Genomic DNA, 21799 nt, shown 5'->3' with positions numbered 1-21799 from the left:
TCGCTGCAGACCGCCCACGGCGTTGCCGACGCCGTTACCGTGGACCGATGGGCCCCCTCCACACGTACTCCGTCGACGTCACCTGGACCGGCGCCGGCGCCACCGGTACGTCGAGCTACACCTCGTACAGCCGCGACCACGAGGTGCGCATCGGCTCGAAGCCCCCGCTCCTCGGGTCGTCGGACCCGTCGTTCCGCGGAGACCCGTCGCGGTACAACCCCGAGGAGCTGCTGGTCAGCGCGCTGGCCCAGTGCCACATGCTCTGGTTCCTGCACCTCGCATCGGCCGCCGGCGTCGTGGTCGTCGGGTACGAGGACAAGGCCGTCGGCACCATGCGCATCGAGGCCGCGGGCCACGGTCAGTTCCGTGAGGTCGTCCTGCGGCCGCGGGTCACCGTCGCCCCCGGCGCGCACCTGCCCACGGGCGGCGCGGTGACGGACGCCGTGCTCGGCGGAATCCATCACCAGGCGCACGAGCACTGCTTCATCTCCCGGTCGGTCAACTTCCCCGTCCGGCACGAGCCCGTCCCGGTCCGGATGGCCGTCGCGGGCTGACGTCCCCTCGGCGGGGCCGACCAGCCCCGCGCCGGTCACGCCGGGATGCGCTGCTTGACGGCGCGGCGCTTCTTCACCGGCTGCGCGACCGGTTCGAGCACCTCGGCCAGGAACCGGCCGGTGTGGCTCGCCTCGACCGAGGCGATGTGCTCCGGGGTTCCCTCGGCGATGACCAGGCCACCGCCGCTGCCGCCCTCGGGACCCATGTCGATCACCCAGTCGGCGTTCTTGATGACGTCGAGGTTGTGCTCGATCACGATGACGGAGTTGCCCTTGTCGACCAGCGACTGGAGCACCCCGAGCAGCTTGCGGATGTCCTCGAAGTGCAGGCCGGTGGTCGGCTCGTCGAGCACGTAGATCGTGCGACCGGTCGAGCGCCGCTGGAGCTCCGCGGCGAGCTTGACGCGCTGGGCCTCGCCGCCGGAGAGCGTTGGGGCCGGCTGGCCGAGCCGGACGTAGCCGAGGCCGACGTCGACCAGGGTGCGCAGGTGCCGCGAGATTGCGGGCACGGCGGCGAAGAACTCCGCGGCCTCCTCGATGGGCATGTTGAGCACGTCGGCGACCGTCTTGCCCTTGAAGTGCACCTCGAGCGTCTCGCGGTTGTAGCGCGCGCCGTGGCAGACCTCGCACGGCACGTAGACGTCGGGCAGGAAGTTCATCTCGATCTTCAGCGTGCCGTCGCCCGAGCACGCCTCGCAGCGGCCGCCCTTGACGTTGAAGGAGAACCGGCCCGGCGTGTAGCCGCGCACCTTGGCCTCGGTGGTCTCCGCGAACAAGCGGCGGACGTGGTCCCAGACGCCGGTGTACGTAGCGGGGTTGGAGCGCGGCGTGCGCCCGATGGGCCCCTGGTCCACGTGCACGACCTTGTCCAGGTGCTCCAGGCCGGTCACGCGCTTGTGCCGACCGGCGACCTGGCGGGCGCCGTTGAGCTCGTTGGCCAGCACCGTGTAGAGGATCGCGTTGACCAGGGTCGACTTGCCCGAGCCCGAGACGCCCGTGACGGCGGTCAGGACGCCCAGCGGGAACGAGACGTCGATGCCCTGCAGGTTGTGCTCGCGCGCCCCGACGACGGTCAGCTGCCGCAGCGTGTCGGTGGGCCGCCGCTCGTTCGGCATCGGGATGGTCCGCCGGCCCGACAGGTACGCCCCTGTCACCGACTCGGTCGACGTGAGCAGGCCCGCGAGGTCGCCCGAGTGGACCACCCGACCGCCGTGCTCGCCGGCGCCCGGGCCGATGTCGACGATCCAGTCCGCCGTGCGGATGGTGTCCTCGTCGTGCTCGACGACGATGAGCGTGTTGCCCAGGTCCCGCAGGCGCGTCAACGTGTCGATCAGGCGGCGGTTGTCCCGCTGGTGCAGCCCGATGGACGGCTCGTCCAGCACGTAGAGCACGCCGACCAGGCCGGAGCCGATCTGCGTCGCCAGGCGGATGCGCTGCGCCTCGCCTCCCGACAGCGTGGCCGCCGGGCGGGTCAGCGACAGGTAGTCCAGGCCCACATCGAGCAGGAAGCCGAGGCGCGCCTGGATCTCCTTGAGCACCTGCGCGGCGATCGCCCGCTCGCGCTCGCCGAGCTCCAGCCCGTCGAGGAACTCGCGCGCCTCCCGGATGGGCAAGGTGCAGACCTCGGCGATGGACCGACCCCCGACCTTCACGGCGAGGACCTCGGGCTTGAGCCGCGCACCCTCGCACACGGGGCACGGGACCTCGCGCATGAAGGCCTCGTACTTCTCCTTGCTCCAGTCCGAGTCGGTCTCGTTGTGCCGGCGCTCGAGGAACGTGATGACGCCCTCGAACCCGGTCGAGTACTGGCGCTCGCGACCCCACCGGTTCTTGTAGCGGACCTTCACCTCGTGGTTCTGGCCGTGCAGCACGGCGTCCTTGGCGCGCTGCGGCAGCGCCCGCCACGGCACGGACGTCGAGAAGCCCATGTCCGCGGCGAGCGCGCTGAGCACCCGGGCGAAGTACTCGCTGGAGATCTGCGACCACGGGGCGACCGCACCGTCGTCGAGCGACAGGTCCTCGTCCGGGACGACCAGGTCGGGGTCCACCTCGAGGCGCGAGCCGATACCCGTGCACTCGGGACACGCGCCGTACGGCGCGTTGAACGAGAACGTCCGCGGCTCGATCTCGTCCAGCGTGAGCACGTGGTCGTTCGGGCAGGCGCGGTGCTCGGAGAACCGACGCTCGCGGTTCAGGTCGTCGATGTCGGCGTCGACCAGCTCGACGACCAGGAGACCGCCGGCCAGGCCGAGCGCTGTCTCGACGGAGTCCGTGAGCCGGCGTTGGACACCCTCGCGGGCGACCAGGCGGTCGATGACGACCTCGATGTCGTGCTTGAGCTTCTTCTCGAGCGCGGGGGGCTCGGTGAGCTGCACCACCTCGCCGTCCACGCGGGCGCGGGCGAAGCCCTTGGCCTGCAGCTCCTTGAAGAGGTCGGCGTACTCGCCCTTGCGGCCGCGGACCACGGGCGCGAGGACCTGGTACCGGGTGCCCTCGGGGAGCTCGAGCAGCCGGTCGACGATCTGCTGCGGCGTCTGGGCGGTCACGCGCTCGCCGCAGATCGGGCAGTACTGCGTGCCGGCGCGCGCATAGAGCAGCCGCAGGTAGTCGTAGACCTCGGTGATGGTGCCGACCGTCGAGCGCGGGTTGCGGTTGGTCGACTTCTGGTCGATCGACACCGCCGGCGACAGGCCCTCGATGAAGTCGACGTCGGGCTTGTCCATCTGCCCGAGGAACTGGCGCGCGTACGCGGACAGCGACTCGACGTAGCGCCGCTGGCCCTCCGCGAAGATCGTGTCGAACGCCAGCGACGACTTCCCCGAACCGGACAGACCGGTGAACACGATGAGCTTGTCGCGCGGGAGATCGACGTCGACGTTCCGAAGGTTGTGCTCGCGGGCGCCCTGCACCACCAGTCGTTCGTTCACGGCGGGGAGTCTACGTGGCGCCACCGACAATCGCACATCTGTTCGACGTGAGCGAACGCACACGGGTCCGACGTGCCGCTCCCCCGCCGCCGGTCCATGCTTCGCACGTGGACAGTCCCGACGCCGCCGTCGACCCCCCGCTGGTACCGATCGAGGACTACGCCGTGCTCGGCGACGGGAGGACGGCCGCACTCGTCTCCCGCCGCGGCTCGATCGACTGGATGTGCCTGCCCACGTTCGACTCCGCCGCCTGCTTCGCGCGCCTGCTCGGCTCCTCGGACGACGGGCGCTGGCTGCTCACCGTGCGGGACGCGAGCGCGGTGACGCGGCGCTACCTGGACGACTCCTTCGTCCTGGAGACGACGTACGAGACCGCCCACGGGACCGCGGTTGCCCAGGAGACGATGCCACTCAACGACGGCCGTGCCGACCTCGTGCGGCGACTCGTCTGCACCCGGGGCAGCGTCGAGGTGGAGCACGAGTGGGTCGTCCGGTTCGGGTACGGCGCGGTCGAGCCGTGGGTGCGACGCATGACGGACGACGCGGGGAACGAGGCCATCCGGGCGATCGCCGGCCCGGACTCCCTGCTGCTGCGCGGCGACCGGCTGCCCACACCCCACGACCACCGGCACGCGGACCGGTTCACCCTGCAGCAGGGCGAGTCCGTCGAGCTCGCGCTGACCTGGACGCGGTCGTGGGACCCGGTGCCACCGCGGCTGACCATCGAAGACCGGATCGACCGCACCCGGATCAGCTGGGGCCTCTGGGCGCGCAGCTGCGCGTACACGGGCTCCTACCGCGAGGCCGTCGTCCGGTCGCTCCTCGTGCTGCGCATGCTCACGGACTCCGAGACCGGCGGCATCGTCGCCGCGGCGACGACGTCGCTGCCCGAGGACTTCGGCGGCGAGCGCAACTGGGACTACCGCTACTGCTGGCTGCGCGACGCCGCCATGACGCTCGAGGCGCTGCTCGAGCACGGCTACCGCGACGAGGCGACGGAGTGGCGCGACTGGCTGCTGCGGGCGGTCGCGGGCAACCCCGCCGACCTGCAGATCATGTACCGCGTCGACGGGGGGCGGGACCTGCCCGAGCGCGAGCTGGAGCACCTCGCGGGGTACGCCGGGTCGCGCCCGGTCCGCATCGGCAACGCCGCCGTCGAGCAGGTGCAGAACGACGTGCTCGGCGAGGTGATGTGCGCCCTCGAGATGGCGCGCGAGGCGGGCCTCGCCGAGACCGACGACACCTGGTCCCTCCAGCGGCACCTCGTGGACCACCTGCTCACCCGCTGGCGCGAGCCGGACCGGGGCATCTGGGAGGTCCGCGGCGACCCGCAGCACTTCACGCACTCCAAGGTCATGGCCTGGGCGGCGGTCGATCGCGCCGTCCGCGCCGCCGAGAGGCACGGGCTCGACGCTCCCGTGGACAGGTGGCGCACCGAGCGGGACGCCATCCACGCGGACGTCCTGACCCACGCGTGGAACGCGGAGCGGGGCACGTTCGTGCAGGCGTACGGCGCGGAGCACACCGACGCGGCGCTGCTGCAGATGGCGCAGGTCGGGTTCCTGCCGGCGGACGACCCGCGGATCGTGTCCACCCTCGCCGTGATCCGTGCCGAGCTCGAGGTCGCGCCCGGGCTGCTCCGCCGCTACCGCACGGAGCGCACCGACGACGGCGTGCCCGGCGACGAGCACGCGTTCCTCGCCTGCTCGTTCTGGCTCGCCGACGCCCTCGCCCGCGCGGACGACGTCGACGGCTCGACGGACGTGCTCGACATCCTCGTGGGCCTGGCCAACGACGTCGGGCTGCTGGCCGAGCAGTACGACCCGGCGGGCCGCCGGATGGCGGGGAACCTCCCGCAGGCCCTGTCGCACCTGGCGCTCGTCCGCGCGGTGCACAGCCACGACCTCGCACTGGAGAGAGCAGGACGATGAGCGACGACACGCAGGTGCTCGACGAGCTCGTGATCCGCCGGGCGTCCGTCGGGCCGATGGACAACAACGCCTACCTGCTGACGTGCCGTCGCGACGGCTCGCAGCTCCTCATCGACGCCGCCGACGACCCCGACCGCCTGCTCGCCCTCGTCGCCGAGGGCACCGGCCGCCTCGACCTGGTCGTCACCACGCACCGGCACGCGGACCATCACCGCGCGCTCGCCTCCGTCGTCGCGGTCACCGGCGCGCCCGCGGCCGCAGGCGCTGACGACGCCGAGGCGATCACGAAGGCGACGGACATCCCGATCACCCGGCGGCTCCACCACGGCGACACGCTGACGCTCGGGCAGGTGTCGCTCGAGGTCATCGCGCTGCGCGGACACACGCCGGGATCGGTCGCGCTGGCCTACACGGAGCCCGACGGCCGCGTGAACCTGTTCACGGGCGACTCGCTGTTCCCCGGCGGCGTCGGTGCCACGAAGAGCCCCGAGGCGTTCACCCAGCTGTACGACGACGTCGTCACCCGGCTGTTCGACCGCTTCGCCGACGACACGCCCGTCTACCCGGGCCACGGCCGCGGCACGACGCTCGGCGCCGAACGTCCGCACCTCGCGGAGTGGCGCGACCGCGGCTGGTGAGGCTCACGCCTCGAGGACCGACTCGCGCACCACGCGGCGCAACACCTTGCCCACCTGCGACCGGGGCAGGTCGTCGAGCACGACGAGCCGGCGCGGCAGCGCGTACCGCGCCAGGTGCTTCTCGCCCCAGGCGCGGACCGCGTCGAGCTCGATCCCCGGCGTCCCCGGCTCGAGCACCACGGCGGCGACCACGGTCTCGCCCAGGTCGCCCCCGGGCACCCCGACGACGGCGATGTCGGCGACCCCCGGCATCGTGCGCAACCAGTCCTCGACCTGCGACGGGTACACCTTGAAGCCGCCGCTGACGATGACCTCCTTGATGCGGTCGACGAGGACGACCCACCCTGTCTCGTCGACGGTGACGATGTCGCCCGTGCGCAGCCAGCCGTCGTCGAGCAGCTGCTCCGCGGTCTCGTCGGGACGCTTCCAGTACCCGGCGAACACCTGCGGGCCCTGGATCAGCAGCTCGCCGCGCTCCCCCGGCTCGACGTCGCGCGTGACGTCCGTCGGGTCGACCACCCGGATGCTCGTGCTCGGGAACGGCAGGCCGAGGGTGCCGGGGCGCCGGGCGCCGGTGAGCGGGTTGCCGAGCGCGACGGGCGAGGTCTCGGTCATGCCGTAGCCCTCGATGACGAGGCCACCGGTGACCTCCTCCCACGCCTGCGCCGTGGACGCCGGCAGGGCCATGGCACCGGAGATCGCGTACCGGAACGACGTGAGGTTCGCGCCGGTCGCGCGAGCGGCGGCCGCGAGGCGGTCGAGCATCGGCGGGACGGCGGGCAGGAACGTCCCGGGGACGCGCTTCTGGGTGTCGAGCACGCGCGCCGGGTCGAACGACGGGAACGCGACGAGCGTCGCGGCGACCCGCATCGCGTAGCTCAGGCAGAGCGTGAGCCCGAAGGCGTGGAAGAACGGAAGCACCCCGTAGACGACCTCCGTGGCGGGCGTGGCGCCGGTCCACGCCTGACCCTGGACGGCGTTCGCGACGAGGTTCCGGTGCGTGAGCATCGCGCCCTTCGGCGTCCCCGTGGTGCCGCCGGTGTACTGCAGGAGGGCGACCTCGGACGCCGTGGGCGCCGCGTGGGCGGGGTCGAGCGGGGTCGCGCGGGCGACGAGCCTGTGCCACATCGGGAACGCCGGCGGAACCTTGCCGCACATGGCCCGGCGCGCCTTGCGGGCGCTGGGCAACGGCAGGCGCAGAGCCAGGCGCTTCCCGCGGGACAGGTCGGCCGACAGGTCCATCGCCACCACCGCCTTGAGCGCGGTCCGGGGCAGCGACTCCAGCACGCGCGGCACGGCCTTCTCCCACACGAGCGCGACGACGGCGCCGGAGTCGGCCAGCTGGTGAGCGAGCTCCCCGGTCGAGTACGTGGGGTTGTGCTCCACGACGACCGCCCCGATCCGGAGCGCGGCATAGAACGCGACCACGTGGCTGGTGCAGTTCGGCATGACCAGCGCGACTCGGTCACCGGGGCGGACGCCGAGGTCGAGCAGCACCTGCGCCCCGCGGGCGACGGAGTCGGCGAGGTCGCGGTACGTGGTCGCCGCGCCGAGGAAGTCCACCGCGGCCCGGTCGGGCCACCGCTGCGCCGCACGGTCGAGCGCTGCGGTGAGCGGCTCGTCGGGGATGGCCACCTCCCGCGGGGCGCCGGTGGACGCGGCGGACGGTCGGCCTGATCCCACGGTGGTCATCTCCCGATCGTAACCTACGGTTGCGTAAGTTACTTGTGAGTAGGTTGTGGGTCGCGCATGCGTGACCAGCGCGTCACCGTGAGGCCGTCGGGCTCCACCTCGATGTCGCCGCGCACGAAGGACGCCCGCTCGAGCACACGCTCGCTCCGGGTGTTCTCGAGCATCGTCAGCGCCTGCACGCGGTCCGCACCGTGCGCGAACGCCCACGCACAGAGGGCCTCCACGGCAAGGKTCGCGAGCCCGAGCCCGCGCCCCTCGGGCAGGAACGCGTAGTAGAGGTACGTGCCGTCGATGCGGTGCACGAACCCGACCGTGCCGACCGCCACGCCATCTCGCTCGACGACGAAGCGCCCGCCGCGCCCCTCCACCCGGTTCGCCAGGCTGCGCGCCACCCGCGCGCGAGCCTCGTCCACGCCGATGTCCGCCGGGTAGTAGGTCCACTGCGGCACGTCGGAAACCCGGGAGAGCGTGTAGTCGAGCTCCCAGTCGTCCTCCCGCACGGCGCGCAGGTGCGCGGTGCCGAGGTCCAGCGCGTCCGGCAGCTCCACGTCAGGCCTCCGGCGGTCCCAGCACGGACGTGGCGACCGTGGCGTGCGCGGACTCGTCGTCGGACGGGTGGAACAGCCCGGCGAGCACGTCGCGGTACAGCCGCCCGAGCTCGCTGCCGCTGAAGTACGAGCCCCCGCCCGAGACGCGGATCGAGTTGTCGACGACCACGCGGGCGGACTCGGTGGCCCGGACCTTGAGCCCGACCAGCTGGGCGAACCACCGGCTGCCGTGGTCCACCTGCTCGTCGACGTCCCGCGCCAGCGCGAACACCTGCAGCTCGGCGCCGTCCTGCGCGAGCACGGCGTCGGCGATCCGCCAGCGGATATCGGGGTCCTGGGCGTAGGCGCGGCCGTCGTACTTCATCGACGTCCGGCGCCGCGCGGCCGCGACGCCGAGCTCGATCGCCCGCCGCCCGATCCCGGTGTAGACCGCGCCGAGCAGGATCTCGAAGACCGCGAAGAGGGCGAAGACGAACGAGTCCGCGCTCGGGCCGGGCGGCAGCGAGCGGTAGACCCGGTCGGCACGAGCGAGCGCGCCGTCGAGCACCGTGGTGGCGGACTGCGTCGCCCGCATGCCGAGGGTGTCCCAGTCGTCGCGGGCCTCGACGCCGCCGTCCTCGCGGGAGACGACGCCGTGCACGAGCCGTGGGTCGTCCCGGTCCGAGTCGTCGAGGCCGAAGGTGGCCAGCCGCGTCCACACCGGCGACAGCGACGTGAAGATCTTCGTGCCTGTGTACCGGTACGCGCCGTCGGGCTGACGCTCCGCCCGCGTCCGGGAGCCGAACATGACGAGGTCGTTGCCGGCCTCGGAGTTGCCGAACGCGAAGATCTCCCCCGCCGCGGCGTCGCGCAGGACGAACTCGACGGAGTCGTCCCCGCGGCCGACCAGCAGCGCCGCCAACCCGGTGACGACGAGGTGCATGTTGATCGCCAACGCCGTCGCGGGCGCCGCCGCCGCGAGGCGGACCTGCTCGCGCGCGACCTCCTCCAGGGTGAGGCCGGCGCCCCCGAGCGACTCGGGCACGAACGCCGTGAGGTACCCCGTGGCGACCAGCTCCGCGAGGTCGTCGTGCGGGAACGTGTTCTCGCGGTCGTGGACAGGCGCTCGCTCATGGATCCGCTCGAGCAGGTCGTCGGTGAGCAGCGTGCGCAACGTGCGGGCCATGTCAGCACTCTGCCACCGGCTCGGGCAGGATGGCGCCATGCCCACCTATGCCGTCCGCTACACCTACGACGAGCGCGACGACGTCCGCGACGTGTTCCGGGCCGAGCACCGCGCGTACCTGTCCGGGCTGGCCGAGCAGGGCACGCTCCTGGTCTCCGGACCGTTCTCCGACGGTGCCCCCGGCGCGCTGCTGGTGTTCCGGGCCGACGACCAGGCGGTCGTCGACGCGATCCTGGCGGCCGACCCGTTCGCGCGCGAGGGCCTGGTGGCCGACGCCGACGTGCGCGCGTGGGAGCTGGTGCTCGGCCCCTGGAGCGCCTGACCGGTCAGTCGGTGATGCGCTCGGCCGCGGCCGAGYGTTCGTCGAGCCGGACCTTGAGGATGCTGGCCAGCGCCGTCACGGCGAGGATCGCGACGATCGTGCAGAGGGACAGCCAGATAGGGATCTCGGGCGCCCACTGGACGGGCTCGCCGCCGTTGATGAACGGGACCTCGTTCTCGTGCAGCGCGTGCGCCACGAGCTTCACGCCGATGAACCCGAGCAGCACCGCGAGCCCGATGTTCAGGTAGACCAGGCGCTTGAGCAGATCGCCCAGCAGGAAGTAGAGCTGGCGCAGGCCCATGAGGGCGAACAGGTTCGCCATGAGCACGAGATACGGCTCGCTGGTCAGGCCGAAGATGGCCGGGATCGAGTCGAACGCGAACAGCAGGTCGGTGGCGCCCAGCGCGACGAGCACCACGAACATCGGCGTCATGAGCCGGCGGCCGCCCTCGACGACCGTGAGCTTCACGCCGTGGTACTCCGGGGTCGCCGGGAAGACCCGCTGCACGATCCGGAGCAGGAGCGGCGGGTGGAACTCGTCGTCGTCGCCGGCCGCCCCCTCGCGCCCGACCTTCCAGGCGGTCCAGACGAGGAACGCGCCGAACAGGTAGAACACCCAGCTGAACGCGTCGATGACAGCGGCGCCGGCCCAGATGAAGATCCCGCGGAACACCAGCGCCAGGATGATGCCGATGAGCAGCGCCGTCTGCTGGTACGCCCGCGGCACGGCGAACTTGCCCATGATCAGCAGGAAGACGAACAGGTTGTCCACCGACAGCGAGTACTCGGTCAGCCAGCCGGCGTAGAACTGGCCCGCGTACTCCCCGCCCCAGCGCATCCACACCCAGCCGCCGAACAGCACGGCGAGCCCGATGTAGATGGCCAGGTAGCGCAGGCACTCGGCGGTCGTCGGGACGTGCGGCCGACGACCGACGACGGCGACGTCGATGACGAGCAGCGCGCCGGCCAGACCGAGCGAAGCGATCCAGACGAGGGAGTCGACGTGCAAGGGGTGTTCCTCAGTTCTCGGTCTTCGACGCGATGCTCGCGTCACTGCGGGTCTTCAGGAGGCTCAGGACGGTGGCCACGACGAGGGTGCCGAGGATGACCACGAGCGACAGCCAGATGGGGATCTCGGGAGCCCACTCGACGGGCTCGCCGTTGTTGATGAAGGGCAGCTCGTTGACGTGCAGAGCGTGCAGCACGAGCTTGATGCCGATGAAACCGAGGATGACCGCGAGGCCCTGCGACAGGTAGATGAGCCGCTCGAGCAGGCCCCCGATGAGGAAGTACAGCTGGCGCAGGCCGAGCAGCGCGAACGCGTTCGCCGTGAAGACGATGTACGGCTCCTCCGTCAGGCCGTAGATGGCCGGGATCGAGTCGAGCGCGAACAGGACGTCGGTGGACCCGATCGCGACCATGACGACGAGCATCGGCGTGAAGAACCGCTTGCCGTCGAGCCGCACCGTGAGGCGGTCGCCGTGGTACTCCTCCACCGTCGGGACGAAGCGCTTGAACAGCCGGACGGGGATGCCGTCGCGCTCCTCCCGCGGGTCCGGGTGCTCGGCGTCGTGGTGCTCACGGACCAGCTTGATCGCGGTGTACACGAGGAAGCCGCCGAAGATGTAGAACACCCACGAGAACTGCTCGATGGCGGCGGCGCCGGCCAGGATGAACACCGTCCGCAGGATCAGCGCGATCACCACGCCGACCAGCAGCACCTTCTGCTGGTACTCCCGGGGCACCGCGAACTTCGTCATGATGATGAGGAAGACGAACAGGTTGTCCACCGAGAGGCTCTTCTCGGTGATGTACCCGGCGAAGTACTCGGTGCCAGGTCCCCAGCCCCAGGCCATGCCCACGATGACGCCGAAGACCAGGGCGATCGCGATGTAGAAGATCGACCACCGCGCGGACTCGGAGAAGGTCGGCGCGTGGGGGGTGCGCACGTGCGCGTAGAAGTCGAAGACGATGAGGCCGACGACGAAGACCGCCGTTACCGCCCAGACCCAGCCGGCCACGTCCATGCAGAAACCTCCGGTACGAGAGTTGCGTCGGTACCGAAGGTCTCCCCCGCCCGCACCGGAGTGTCGCGGACCGATCCAGCCGGGCCCCGCGCGAGCGGGTCCGTGATGACGACGGGATCGTGTGTGGGGTACTCCCCTTCAACGTCGGCAAGCATAGGGCACGCCGGCCTCGGCGACGCTGTCTCGCGGCGCGGAACAGTCACATCTGCGTCACGCGGGCTCCACATCGCATCCGGGGCGCGCCTCTCACTGCAGGCAGAACTCGTTGCCCTCCGGGTCGTTCATGACGATCCAGAACGAGCCCGGACCCTCCTCGCCCTCGAACACCCGCACCTGCGTCGCGCCGAGCTCCACGAGCTCCGCCGACCGCTGGCGGCATCGGGCGGGCCGGTCGGCGCGCTCGAGGCCGGCGCCGACGCTCACGTCGAGGTGCACGCGGTTCTTCGCGGTCTTGCCCTCGGGCACCTTCTGGAACAGCAGCCGGGGCCCGACGCCGTCGGGATCGATCACCGCGTACGCCGAGTTCCGCTCGTCCGGCGGAACGCCCAGGGTGTCGAGGAACGCGTCCCAGCTCGCGTGTCCGTCCGGCGGTGGCTGCTCGACGTAGCCGAGCACCTCACCCCAGAACCGACCGAGCGTCGCCGGGTCCGCCGCGTCGCACGTCACCTGGACCGGGACCGCCATGATCGCTCGCTCTCCTCAGGCCGTCGCGGCCTGCATCTGCCGGAGCTCCTTCTTCATTCCGGAGATCTCGTCACGCAGCCGCGCGGCCAGCTCGAACTGGAGCTCCGCGGCGGCCGCGTGCATCTGGTCCGACAGCTGCTGGATGAGGTCCGCCAGCTCGCCCGCCGCCGCGCCCGTGAGCCGCGTCCGCTCGTCGCGCGGAGCACCCTTCTTCGAGCCGAAGCCCGGCACCGGCGCCTTGCCGCGGCTGGTCTGCCGTCCGCCGCCCCCGAGCAGCTCCGCCGTGTCCGCGTCCTCGCGGGCCAGCAGGTCCGTGATGTCGCCGATCTTCTTGCGCAGCGGCGTCGGGTCGATGCCGTTCTCGAGGTTGTAGGCGACCTGGCGCTCCCGCCGGCGGCTGGTCTCCTCGATGGCCTGCGCCATGCCGTCGGTGATCCGGTCGGCGTACATGTGCACCTCGCCGGACACGTTGCGCGCGGCGCGCCCGATGGTCTGGATCAGGGACCTCCCCGACCGCAGGAAGCCCTCCTTGTCGGCGTCGAGGATGGCCACGAGCGACACCTCGGGCAGGTCGAGGCCCTCGCGCAGCAGGTTGATGCCGACCAGCACGTCGTACTCGCCGAGCCGCAGCTCGCGCAGCAGCTCGACGCGCCGCAGGGTGTCCACCTCGGAGTGCAGGTAACGGACCCGGACGCCCTTCTCCAGGAAGTAGTCGGTGAGGTCCTCGGCCATCTTCTTGGTCAGCGTGGTCACGAGGACGCGCTCGTCCTTCTCGACCCGGTCGTGGATCTCCCCCAGCAGGTCGTCGATCTGCCCCGTCGTCGGCTTGACCACGACCTTCGGGTCCACCAGGCCGGTCGGCCGGATGATCTGCTCGACCACGCCGTCCGAGATCGAGAGCTCGTAGTTGCCGGGCGTCGCCGACAGGTAGACGGTCTGGCCGATCCGCTCGACGAACTCCTCCCACCGCAGCGGCCGGTTGTCGGTCGCGCTGGGCAGCCGGAAGCCGTGGTCCACGAGCGCCCGCTTGCGGGACATGTCCCCCTCGAACATCGCGCCGATCTGCGGCACGGTCACGTGCGACTCGTCGATGACCAGCAGGAAGTCCTCGGGGAAGTAGTCGATCAGCGTGTTCGGCGCCGTCCCGGCGCTGCGCCCGTCGATGTGCCGCGAGTAGTTCTCGATGCCCGAGCAGGAGCCGATCTGGCGCATCATCTCGATGTCGTACGTGGTGCGCATGCGCAGCCGCTGGGCCTCGAGCAGCTTGTTCTGCCGCTCGAGCTCGTCCAGCCGCTGCTCCAGCTCGAGCTCGATGCCGTTGATCGCGCGCTCCATGCGCTCCGGGCCCGCGACGTAGTGGGTGGCCGGGAAGATGTGCATCTGCTTTTCCGACCGCACGACGTCGCCGGTCAGCGGGTGCAGGGTCGCGATCGCCTCGATCTCGTCGCCGAAGAACTCGATCCGGATGGCGAGCTCCTCGTACACCGGGATGATCTCGACCGTGTCGCCGCGGACGCGGAACGTCCCGCGCGTGAACGCCATGTCGTTGCGGGTGTACTGCATGGTGACGAACTTGCGGAGCAGCTGGTCGCGGTCCACCTGGTCGCCCACGGACAGCGTGACCATCCGGTCGACGTACTCCTGCGGGGTGCCCAGACCGTAGATGCAGCTCACCGATGCGACCACGATGACGTCGCGCCGCGTGAGCAGCGAGCTGGTCGCGGAGTGCCGCAGCCGCTCGACCTCGTCGTTGATGGACGAGTCCTTCTCGATGTAGGTGTCCGTCTGCGCGATGTACGCCTCGGGCTGGTAGTAGTCGTAGTACGAGACGAAGTACTCGACGGCGTTGTTGGGCAGCAGCTCCCGGAACTCGGTGGCCAGCTGCGCGGCGAGGGTCTTGTTCGGCGCCATCACCAGGGTCGGACGCTGCACCTGCTCGATGAGCCAGGCCGTGGTCGCGGACTTGCCGGTGCCGGTGGCGCCCAGCAGCACGACGTCCTTCTCGCCCGCGTTGATCCGGGCCGACAGCTCCTTGATCGCCTTGGGCTGGTCACCCGACGGCGTGTACTCGGAGATCACCTCGAACGGCGCGACGGTCCGCTGAAGGTCGGTGACTGGACGCATGCCACAACCGTACGTGCCGCCACCGACACGTGCGGGCTACGCCAGGGTGCCCGCGGAGACGCGGACGTCGGCGGTCGTCGACAGCGCCGCCCGCACCACAGCAAGCAGCGCCGTGGCGGCGTCGGAGACGTCGAGCGCGGGTCCGCCGTCCGCCACCTGCGCCGGGGTGCGCGGGACGTGCACGAACCCGCTGCGGACGCCGGTGCGCCCGGCCAGCAGGTGCTGCAGGGCGTAGAACGTGGCGTTGCAGACGTACAGCCCGGCGGTGTTCGACACCTCGACGGGCACCCCCGCGTCGCGCACCGCGGCCGCGCACGCCTTGACCGGGAGCGTCGAGAAGAACGCTGCCGGCGCGCCCGCGATGACCGGGACGTCGATGGGTGCGGACCCGTCGACGTCCGGGATCCGCGCGTCGATCACGTTCACGGCCACCCGCTCGACCCGGACGGCCGACGTCCCGCCCGCCTCCCCGACGCACACGACCAGGTCCGGCTCGACCTCCGCGATCGCGGACCGCAGCTGCTGCCGCGCACTCCGGAAGGACACCGGCAGCTCCCGCACCACGAGCTCGGCGGGACCGGTCCACGACGCGACCACCTCGGTCACGGCGAGCCACGACGCGTTGACGGACTGCCCGTCGAACGGCCCGAACCCCGTCAGCAGGACGCGGGTCACGGCGTCTCGGCCGCGAGCTCGTCGGCCCGCTCGACCGCGAGCCGGTCCCACAGGGCGTCCACCTGCGCGCGCAGGTCGTCGTCGCTGCCCGTGCCGTCCAGCACCACGTCGGCGACAGCCAGGCGCTCGTCGTCGCTCGCCTGCGCGGACACGCGCGCCTCCGCCTCGACCCGGTCCATGCCGCGCAGCCGGACCAGCCGCTCGACCCGCAGGACCGCCGGCGCGTGCACGACCACGAGGACGTGGAAGGCGTCGGCCTGTCCCGTCTCGACCAGCAGGGGGATGTCGTGGACGACGACCGCGCCGTGGTCGGTCACGGCCGACGACGCCTCGCGCTCGGCCGAGAGCCGCCGCACGATCGGGTGCACGATCGCGTCGAGCCGCGCGCGCGCCGCCGGGTCGCTGAACACGATCCTGGCCAGCGCCGCCCGGTCGAGGGACCCGTCGGCCGCGAGCACGCCGGCGCCGAACTCCTCGACGACCGCGTCGAGACCGGCCGACCCGGGGGCCACGGCTTCGCGCGCCAGCACGTCGGAGTCGATCACCACCGCCCCGAGCTCACCCAGCCGCTGCGCCGCGACGGACTTGCCGGCCGCGATCCCGCCTGTCAGACCGATGCGTTGCATCCGTCCATCCTGCCCTGCGCGGGCCTTGGCTGCCGAGCCCGGGGACGCCGAAGGCCGGCCACCGCAAGGGTGACCGGCCTTCGAGCGTCAGGCGTGGATCAGTTGCCCGTGAGCTTCTCGCGCAGAGCGGCGAGCGCCTCGTCGGACGCGAGCGTGCCCGCGGCCTCCTCGGTGGACGACGAGTACGTCGACGGCACCGGGCCGGCGGACGAGCTCGACGTGCTGGAGGACGACGTCGCACCGTCGGCACCGGCCGAGGCAGCCTCGGCGTCGGCCTTGGCGGCGTCGGCGACCTGCTTGCGGTGCGCCTCCCAGCGCTCGTGGGCCTGCGCGTACTGCGCCTCCCACACCTCGCGCTGAGCCTCGAAGCCCTCGAGCCACTCGTTCGTGGCCGGGTCGAAGCCCTCGGGGTACTTGTAGTTGCCGGCGTCGTCGTACTCGGCCGCCATGCCGTACAGCGCGGGGTCGAAGTCCTCGCTGGCCGGGTCGAAGCCCTCGTTCGCCTGCTTGAGCGACAGCGAGATGCGGCGGCGCTCCAGGTCGATGTCGATGACCTTCACGAAGACGTCGTCTCCGACCTGGACGACCTGCTCCGGGATCTCGACGTGGCGCACGGCCAGCTCCGAGATGTGCACGAGGCCCTCGATGCCGTCCTCGACGCGCACGAACGCACCGAACGGGACCAGCTTGGTGACCTTGCCCGGGACGACCTGGCCGATGGCGTGCGTGCGGGCGAATGCCTGCCACGGGTCCTCCTGCGTCGCCTTCAGCGACAGGGAGACACGCTCGCGGTCGAAGTCGACGTCGAGAACCTCGACGGTGACCTCCTGGCCGACCTCGACGACCTCGGACGGGTGGTCGATGTGCTTCCAGGACAGCTCGGAGACGTGCACGAGCCCGTCCACGCCACCCAGGTCCACGAACGCACCGAAGTTGACGATCGAGGACACGACACCGGGGCGGACCTGGCCCTTCTGCAGCGTCTGCAGGAAGGTGGAGCGCACCTCGGACTGCGTCTGCTCGAGCCAGGCACGGCGCGACAGGACCACGTTGTTGCGGTTCTTGTCGAGCTCGATGATCTTGGCCTCGATCTCCTTGCCGACGTACGGCTGGAGGTCGCGGACGCGACGCATCTCCACCAGCGACGCGGGCAGGAAGCCGCGCAGACCGATGTCGAGGATGAGGCCGCCCTTGACGACCTCGATGACGGTGCCGGTGACGACGCCGTCCTCCTCCTTGATCTTCTCGATCGTGCCCCAGGCGCGCTCGTACTGTGCGCGCTTCTTGGACAGGATCAGCCGGCCTTCCTTGTCCTCCTTCTGGAGGACGAGGGCCTCGACTGCGTCGCCGACCTTGACAACCTCACCGGGGTCCACGTCGTGCTTGATGGACAGCTCACGGGAGGGGATGACGCCCTCGGTCTTGTAACCGATGTCGAGAAGGACCTCGTCGCGGTCGACCTTGACGATGGTGCCCTCGACGATGTCGCCATCGTTGAAGTACTTGATGGTGGCGTCGATCGCGGCGAGGAAGTCCTCTGCCGAGCCGATGTCGTTGATCGCGACCTGCGGGGTGGCGGGCTTCGCGGGGGTGGTGATGCTCATGTAGGGATGGGCTCCGATGCGGACAGGGATGTTGTACGGGCTGAACGTTGTGCCGGCGGCACGATGACATGCGTGTGGTGATCGCGATCTGATGTGACGCCCTCGACTCCCCGAAGAGAGCCCCCGCACGAGCAGTGCGAGTGAGGACACGCCGACGCAACAAGGCGCGCGGCACCGCCGTCCACCCTATCCGGGCGACGATGGGCAGGTCAAAGCCGATCAGGCGAGCGCGCGCGCGACCGCCAGCAGCTCGTCGGGCACGTACTTGACCTTGCCCGCCACCTCGCTGAGCGGCACCATCTGGACGGACTCGCCGCGCAGCGCCGTCATGACGTCCGACTGGCCCGCGCTGGCCGCGTCGATCGCGGCCACCCCGAACCGCGATCCCAGGATCCGGTCGACGTGCGTGGGGATGCCGCCACGCTGCACGTGGCCCAGCACGACCAGTCGGGTGTCGAAGCCCGTGCGCTGCTCGATCTCGAGCTTGAGACGCTCCCCGATGGCGCCCGCGACGATGTCGCCGAACTTGCCCATGGGCGTCTGGTAGTCCATGGGCGTGCCCGGCGCGGGGACAGCCCCCTCGGCGACGACGATGATCGAGTAGTTCGCGTGCGCGCGGTGCCGGTACTTGAGGAACCGCTCGATCTTCTCGATGTCGAACGGCGCCTCCGGGGCCAGCACGAGCTCGGCTCCCCCGGCGATGCCCGCCGTCGCGGCGATCCAGCCGGCGTGCCGGCCCATGACCTCGACGATCATCACGCGGTTGTGGCTCTCCGCCGTGGTGTGGATGCGGTCGACGGCCTCGGTCGCGATCGAGACCGCGGTGTCGAAGCCGATGGACTGGTCGGTCCCCCACACGTCGTTGTCGATCGTCTTCGGGATCGCGACGATGCGGACGCCCGCCTCGGCCACCTTGCTCGCGGCGTGCAGGGTGCCGTCGCCGCCGATGCAGATGAGCGCCTCGATGCGCTCGGACTCGAGCGTCGACAGCACGGCGTCGAGGCCCCCGTCGGCGGCGTGGGGGTGGTACCGCGCGGTGCCGAGCAGGGTGCCGCCGACGGCCAGCTGGTTGCGGATGTGCTGGCGGGTGAGCGGGACGCTGAACCCGTCCACCACGCCGCGCCAGCCGTTGCGGAAGCCGATGATCGTGTGGCCGTACTCGCCCTCGCCGCGCTTCACGACGGCGCGGATCGCGGCGTTGAGACCGGGGACGTCTCCGCCGCCCGTGAGCAGACCGACTCGCACGCTGGCACTCCTTGATCGTCGCGGGGCTCGGATGAGCCTGGCCGGAGCGCATCATCGGGCCGCCGTGCCGACAGCGTATCCAGGTGCACCAGCCCCCAGAGGTGACACTGGTCCTATGCACGACGACCCGCTGGCCGAGGCCGGCTACCTCGACGTCCCTGCCGAGGCCGCCGGCGCCGCCGGCCGCGGGTGGTGGGACGCGAACGCCGAGGAGTACCTCGACGAGCACGGCTCGTTCCTGGGCCCCGCCGACTTCTGCTGGTGCCCCGAGGGCGTCCGGGAGAAGGACGCGCGCCTGCTCGGGGACCTGACCGGCGCACGCGTGCTCGAGGTGGGCGCGGGGGCCGCGCAGTGCGCGCGGTGGCTGGTCGGCGAGGGCGTCGACGTCGTCGCGACCGACGTCTCGGCCGGGATGCTCGCCGCCGGGGTGCGGTACGACGCCGAGGTGGGCCGCGCCACTCCCTTGGTGCAGGCCGACGCCCGGGTGCTGCCCTTCGCCGACGCGTCGTTCGACGTCGCGTTCACCGCGTTCGGCGCCCTGCCGTTCGTGCCCGACGCCGACCGCGTCCACGCCGAGGTCGCTCGCGTGCTGCGACCGGGCGGTCGGTGGGTGTTCGCCGTGACCCACCCGGTCCGCTGGGCCTTCCCCGACGACCCGGGCGAGGCCGGTCTGACGGCCACGCGCTCCTACTTCGACCGGACCCCCTACGCCGAGCTCGGCGAGTCGGGCCGCGTGCTGTACGCCGAGTACCACCGGACCCTCGGCGACCACGTCGCCGAGCTGGTGGCCGCCGGGTTCGTGCTCGACAGCCTGGTCGAGCCGGAGTGGCCCGCCGGCCACGACCGGACCTGGGGCGGCTGGGGGCCCGTGCGCGGCGCACGGATCCCCGGCACCGCGATCTTCGTGACGCACCTCGGGCGGCCGACGGGTTAGGTCGGCCGCCCGAGGGCCGGCGTCAGTGCACGACCGCCTTCTCGGAGCCGGCCCCGGTCAGCGACCGGACCTCCATCTCCGCGAACTTCTCCGGGCTCGACGCGTCCTTGCTCAGGTACGTGCCGAGGATCCCGAGGAGGAACGCGAGCGGGATCGAGATGAGCCCCGGGTTCTCCAGCGGGATCAGGTGGAAGTCGATGGACGTGTCCTTGATCATCGACAGGCTCGCGCCGGTCACCGGGTCGACCTTGCCGGACACGACGGGCGAGAACGCGATGAGCACCAGGCAGGAGATGAGCCCGCCGTAGATGCTCCAGAGCGCCCCGGACGTGTTGAACCTCTTCCAGAACAGCGAGTAGAGGATCGTCGGCAGGTTGGCGCTCGCCGCGACGGCGAAGGCCAGCGCCACGAGGAACGCCACGTTCTGGCCGTTGGCGAAGATGCCGCCGATGATCGCGAGGATCCCGATCACCACGACCGTGATCCGCGCGACGCGGACCTCGCCGTCCGGCTTGACCTCGCCGCGCTTGATGACCGAGGCGTAGATGTCGTGCGCGAACGACGCCGCGGCCGTGATGGTGAGGCCGGCGACGACCGCGAGGATCGTCGCGAACGCCACCGCCGAGATGAGACCGAGCAGCACGGTGCCGCCCAGCTCGTACGCGAGCAGCGGGGCCGCCGAGTTCACGCCGCCGGGCGCCGCCTTGATGGCCTCGGGACCGACGAGGGCCGCGGCGCCGTACCCGAGCACCAGCGTGAAGAGATAGAAGATGCCGATGAGCCAGATCGCCCAGACCACCGACCGCCGGGCCTCCTTGGCCGACGGGACCGTGTAGAACCGCATGAGCACGTGCGGCAGGCCGGCGGTCCCCAGCACGAGCGCCAGCGCGAGCGACAGGAAGTTCAGCTGGCTCATCGCGCTGACGCCGTACTGCTTGCCGGGCGCGATCAGTGACTCGCCACCCTCGCCGGCCGTGTCGATGGCGCCCTGCAGCAGGTCCGAGAAGTTGAACCCGAACTGCGCCAGCACCCAGACCGTCATGACGGCCGCGCCGATGATCAGCAGGACCGCCTTGATGATCTGCACCCACGTGGTGCCCTTCATCCCGCCGACGAGGACGTAGAGGATCATCAGCGCACCGACGACGGCGATGACGACTCCCTGACCTGTGGTCCCTTCGACGCCCAGCAGCAGCGCGACGAGACCGCCGGCACCGGCCATCTGCGCCAGCAGGTAGAAGAAGACGACCGTGAGGGTGGCCAGCGCCGCGGCCATGCGGACCGGGCGCTGCTTGAGCCGGAACGAGAGGACGTCGGCCATGGTGAACCGACCGGTGTTGCGCAGCAGCTCCGCCACGAGCAGCAGGGCGACGAGCCACGCCACCAGGAAGCCGATCGAGTAGAGGAACCCGTCGTACCCGTTGATGGCGATGGCGCCGCAGATGCCGAGGAACGAGGCGGCCGACAGGTAGTCCCCGGCGATGGCGGTGCCGTTCTGCGGGCCGGTGAACGAGCGCCCGGCCGCGTAGTAGTCGGCCGCCGTCTTGTTGTTGCGGGAGGCCCGGAACACGACGACCAGCGTGATCGCGACGAACACACCGAAGATCGCGATGTTGACCGCGGGGTTACCGATGTCCTCGGTCTCGGCGGCGTGCAGCAGGGTGGTCAGGGAGGCGCTCATGCGACACCGCCGTCCAGGCTGTCGCCGTCCTCGATGTGCCTGCGGAGGCGCTCCGCCACGGGATCCTGCTTGTTGTTGGCCCACCGCGCGTAGACCATCGTGATGATGAAGGTCGAGACGAACTGCCCCAGCCCGAGGAGCAGCCCGACGGTGATGTTGCCCCAGATCTTGGTCGCCATGAAGTCGTGCGCGTAGTCCGCGAGCAGCACGTACAGGAAGTACCAGGCGAGGAAGAGGGCGGTCATCGGGAACACGAAGCGGCGGAACCTGCGCCGGAGCGCCTGGAACTCGTCGCTGTTCTGTACCCGTTGGTAGTCCGTCTCACGATCTCCGAAGGTGTCGGTCATCAGCGCCTCCCGGGAGGGATGTCAGCGGCTCCGTTGCCGCTTCTGTGCGCCATACTGTGGCGTAGATCACCCCAC

General features: G+C 71.0%; 19 protein-coding genes. 5 read left to right on the top strand and 14 right to left on the bottom strand.

Annotated elements, in window-relative coordinates:
- Window positions 1-47: 47 nt before the first annotated feature.
- Window positions 48-554, top strand: a complete 507-nt coding sequence (locus tag ACXJKA_RS07635; RefSeq protein WP_456824588.1) for an OsmC family protein — start codon at window positions 48-50, stop codon at window positions 552-554.
- A 35-nt stretch (window positions 555-589) separates the two neighbouring features.
- On the opposite strand, the gene uvrA is transcribed toward ACXJKA_RS07635, so the two are convergent.
- Window positions 590-3481, bottom strand: a complete 2892-nt coding sequence (gene uvrA / locus ACXJKA_RS07630; protein ID WP_456824587.1) for an excinuclease ABC subunit UvrA — start codon at window positions 3479-3481, stop codon at window positions 590-592.
- A gap of 107 nt (window positions 3482-3588) precedes the next feature.
- Here uvrA and ACXJKA_RS07625 point away from each other — a divergent pair, with 107 nt between their 5' ends.
- Together ACXJKA_RS07625 and ACXJKA_RS07620 are read left to right on the top strand one after the other, a co-directional pair.
- The gene (locus ACXJKA_RS07625) at window positions 3589-5412 is read left to right on the top strand and encodes a glycoside hydrolase family 15 protein (RefSeq protein ID WP_456824586.1); all 1824 of its coding nucleotides are present in this window, start codon (window positions 3589-3591) and stop codon (window positions 5410-5412) included.
- On the top strand, window positions 5409-6050 hold the full coding sequence (locus ACXJKA_RS07620) for an MBL fold metallo-hydrolase (RefSeq protein WP_456824585.1): 642 nt from the start codon (window positions 5409-5411) through the stop codon (window positions 6048-6050). Before ACXJKA_RS07625 ends, ACXJKA_RS07620 begins: the two co-directional genes overlap by 4 nt.
- A 3-nt stretch (window positions 6051-6053) precedes the next feature.
- Here the strand turns inward: ACXJKA_RS07620 and ACXJKA_RS07615 are convergent, their stop codons facing one another.
- From ACXJKA_RS07615 to ACXJKA_RS07605, 3 genes are read right to left on the bottom strand one after another with little or no spacing between them, the layout of a single operon-like run.
- A complete protein-coding gene (locus tag ACXJKA_RS07615) occupies window positions 6054-7742 on the bottom strand; it encodes an AMP-binding protein (protein WP_456824584.1) in 1689 nt (562 codons plus the stop codon).
- A 29-nt stretch (window positions 7743-7771) separates the two neighbouring features.
- Complete coding sequence (locus ACXJKA_RS07610; protein WP_456824583.1) at window positions 7772-8290, bottom strand: GNAT family N-acetyltransferase; 519 nt, start codon at window positions 8288-8290, stop codon at window positions 7772-7774.
- 1 nt (window position 8291) lies between these two features.
- Window positions 8292-9455, bottom strand: a complete 1164-nt coding sequence (locus ACXJKA_RS07605; protein ID WP_456824582.1) for an acyl-CoA dehydrogenase family protein — start codon at window positions 9453-9455, stop codon at window positions 8292-8294.
- Window positions 9456-9492: 37 nt separating this feature from the next.
- Between ACXJKA_RS07605 and ACXJKA_RS07600 the strand changes: the two genes are divergently transcribed.
- A complete protein-coding gene (locus ACXJKA_RS07600) occupies window positions 9493-9777 on the top strand; it encodes a YciI family protein (RefSeq protein ID WP_456824581.1) in 285 nt (94 codons plus the stop codon).
- Window positions 9778-9781: 4 nt separating this feature from the next.
- Here the strand turns inward: ACXJKA_RS07600 and ACXJKA_RS07595 are convergent, their stop codons facing one another.
- From ACXJKA_RS07595 to ACXJKA_RS07560, 8 genes are all read right to left on the bottom strand, one after another.
- Window positions 9782-10786: a TerC family protein gene (locus ACXJKA_RS07595; RefSeq protein ID WP_456824580.1), complete on the bottom strand. Its 1005-nt coding sequence runs from the start codon at window positions 10784-10786 to the stop codon at window positions 9782-9784.
- A gap of 10 nt (window positions 10787-10796) precedes the next feature.
- The gene (locus ACXJKA_RS07590) at window positions 10797-11804 is read right to left on the bottom strand and encodes a TerC family protein (RefSeq protein ID WP_456824579.1); all 1008 of its coding nucleotides are present in this window, start codon (window positions 11802-11804) and stop codon (window positions 10797-10799) included.
- A gap of 246 nt (window positions 11805-12050) precedes the next feature.
- Window positions 12051-12488: a VOC family protein gene (locus tag ACXJKA_RS07585; protein WP_456824578.1), complete on the bottom strand. Its 438-nt coding sequence runs from the start codon at window positions 12486-12488 to the stop codon at window positions 12051-12053.
- A gap of 15 nt (window positions 12489-12503) precedes the next feature.
- A complete protein-coding gene (gene uvrB / locus ACXJKA_RS07580) occupies window positions 12504-14612 on the bottom strand; it encodes an excinuclease ABC subunit UvrB (RefSeq protein WP_456824577.1) in 2109 nt (702 codons plus the stop codon).
- A gap of 36 nt (window positions 14613-14648) precedes the next feature.
- On the bottom strand, window positions 14649-15287 hold the full coding sequence (gene pcp / locus ACXJKA_RS07575; protein ID WP_456824576.1) for a pyroglutamyl-peptidase I: 639 nt from the start codon (window positions 15285-15287) through the stop codon (window positions 14649-14651).
- Complete coding sequence (gene coaE, locus ACXJKA_RS07570; RefSeq protein WP_456824575.1) at window positions 15284-15913, bottom strand: dephospho-CoA kinase; 630 nt, start codon at window positions 15911-15913, stop codon at window positions 15284-15286. The genes pcp and coaE overlap by 4 nt, the downstream gene beginning before the upstream one ends.
- Before the next feature lie 98 nt (window positions 15914-16011).
- A complete protein-coding gene (gene rpsA / locus ACXJKA_RS07565; protein WP_456824574.1) occupies window positions 16012-17517 on the bottom strand; it encodes a 30S ribosomal protein S1 in 1506 nt (501 codons plus the stop codon).
- A gap of 219 nt (window positions 17518-17736) precedes the next feature.
- Complete coding sequence (locus ACXJKA_RS07560; protein WP_456824573.1) at window positions 17737-18762, bottom strand: 6-phosphofructokinase; 1026 nt, start codon at window positions 18760-18762, stop codon at window positions 17737-17739.
- Between the two features lie 115 nt (window positions 18763-18877).
- Here ACXJKA_RS07560 and ACXJKA_RS07555 point away from each other — a divergent pair, with 115 nt between their 5' ends.
- Entirely contained in the window at window positions 18878-19696 is an 819-nt protein-coding gene (locus tag ACXJKA_RS07555) for a class I SAM-dependent methyltransferase (protein WP_456824572.1), read from the top strand.
- Window positions 19697-19718: 22 nt separating this feature from the next.
- On the opposite strand, the gene ACXJKA_RS07550 is transcribed toward ACXJKA_RS07555, so the two are convergent.
- Window positions 19719-21377, bottom strand: coding sequence for a solute symporter family protein (locus ACXJKA_RS07550; RefSeq protein ID WP_456824571.1), 1659 nt, complete (start codon window positions 21375-21377; stop codon window positions 19719-19721).
- A complete protein-coding gene (locus tag ACXJKA_RS07545) occupies window positions 21374-21724 on the bottom strand; it encodes a DUF485 domain-containing protein (RefSeq protein ID WP_456824570.1) in 351 nt (116 codons plus the stop codon). The genes ACXJKA_RS07550 and ACXJKA_RS07545 overlap by 4 nt, the downstream gene beginning before the upstream one ends.
- Window positions 21725-21799: the final 75 nt, after the last annotated feature.

The organism is Cellulomonas sp. P5_E12 (genome assembly GCF_054049315.1).
The sequence above is the reverse complement of the archived record's forward strand: the minus strand, read 5'-3'. Positions and strand labels throughout refer to the sequence as shown.

What these genes read in the sequence shown, in the direction of transcription:
- ACXJKA_RS07620 (WP_456824585.1), top strand. Translation starts at nt 5,409, where the DNA reads ATGAGCGACGACACGCAGGTGCTCGACGAGCTCGTGATCCGCCGGGCG.
- ACXJKA_RS07605 (WP_456824582.1), bottom strand. Translation starts at nt 9,455, where the DNA reads ATGGCCCGCACGTTGCGCACGCTGCTCACCGACGACCTGCTCGAGCGG.
- ACXJKA_RS07550 (WP_456824571.1), bottom strand. Translation starts at nt 21,377, where the DNA reads ATGAGCGCCTCCCTGACCACCCTGCTGCACGCCGCCGAGACCGAGGAC.
- ACXJKA_RS07545 (WP_456824570.1), bottom strand. Translation starts at nt 21,724, where the DNA reads ATGACCGACACCTTCGGAGATCGTGAGACGGACTACCAACGGGTACAG.
- ACXJKA_RS07600 (WP_456824581.1), top strand. Translation starts at nt 9,493, where the DNA reads ATGCCCACCTATGCCGTCCGCTACACCTACGACGAGCGCGACGACGTC.
- coaE (WP_456824575.1), bottom strand. Translation starts at nt 15,913, where the DNA reads ATGCAACGCATCGGTCTGACAGGCGGGATCGCGGCCGGCAAGTCCGTC.
- ACXJKA_RS07555 (WP_456824572.1), top strand. Translation starts at nt 18,878, where the DNA reads ATGCACGACGACCCGCTGGCCGAGGCCGGCTACCTCGACGTCCCTGCC.
- ACXJKA_RS07590 (WP_456824579.1), bottom strand. Translation starts at nt 11,804, where the DNA reads ATGGACGTGGCCGGCTGGGTCTGGGCGGTAACGGCGGTCTTCGTCGTC.
- ACXJKA_RS07615 (WP_456824584.1), bottom strand. Translation starts at nt 7,742, where the DNA reads ATGACCACCGTGGGATCAGGCCGACCGTCCGCCGCGTCCACCGGCGCC.
- uvrB (WP_456824577.1), bottom strand. Translation starts at nt 14,612, where the DNA reads ATGCGTCCAGTCACCGACCTTCAGCGGACCGTCGCGCCGTTCGAGGTG.
- rpsA (WP_456824574.1), bottom strand. Translation starts at nt 17,517, where the DNA reads ATGAGCATCACCACCCCCGCGAAGCCCGCCACCCCGCAGGTCGCGATC.
- ACXJKA_RS07585 (WP_456824578.1), bottom strand. Translation starts at nt 12,488, where the DNA reads ATGGCGGTCCCGGTCCAGGTGACGTGCGACGCGGCGGACCCGGCGACG.
- ACXJKA_RS07635 (WP_456824588.1), top strand. Translation starts at nt 48, where the DNA reads ATGGGCCCCCTCCACACGTACTCCGTCGACGTCACCTGGACCGGCGCC.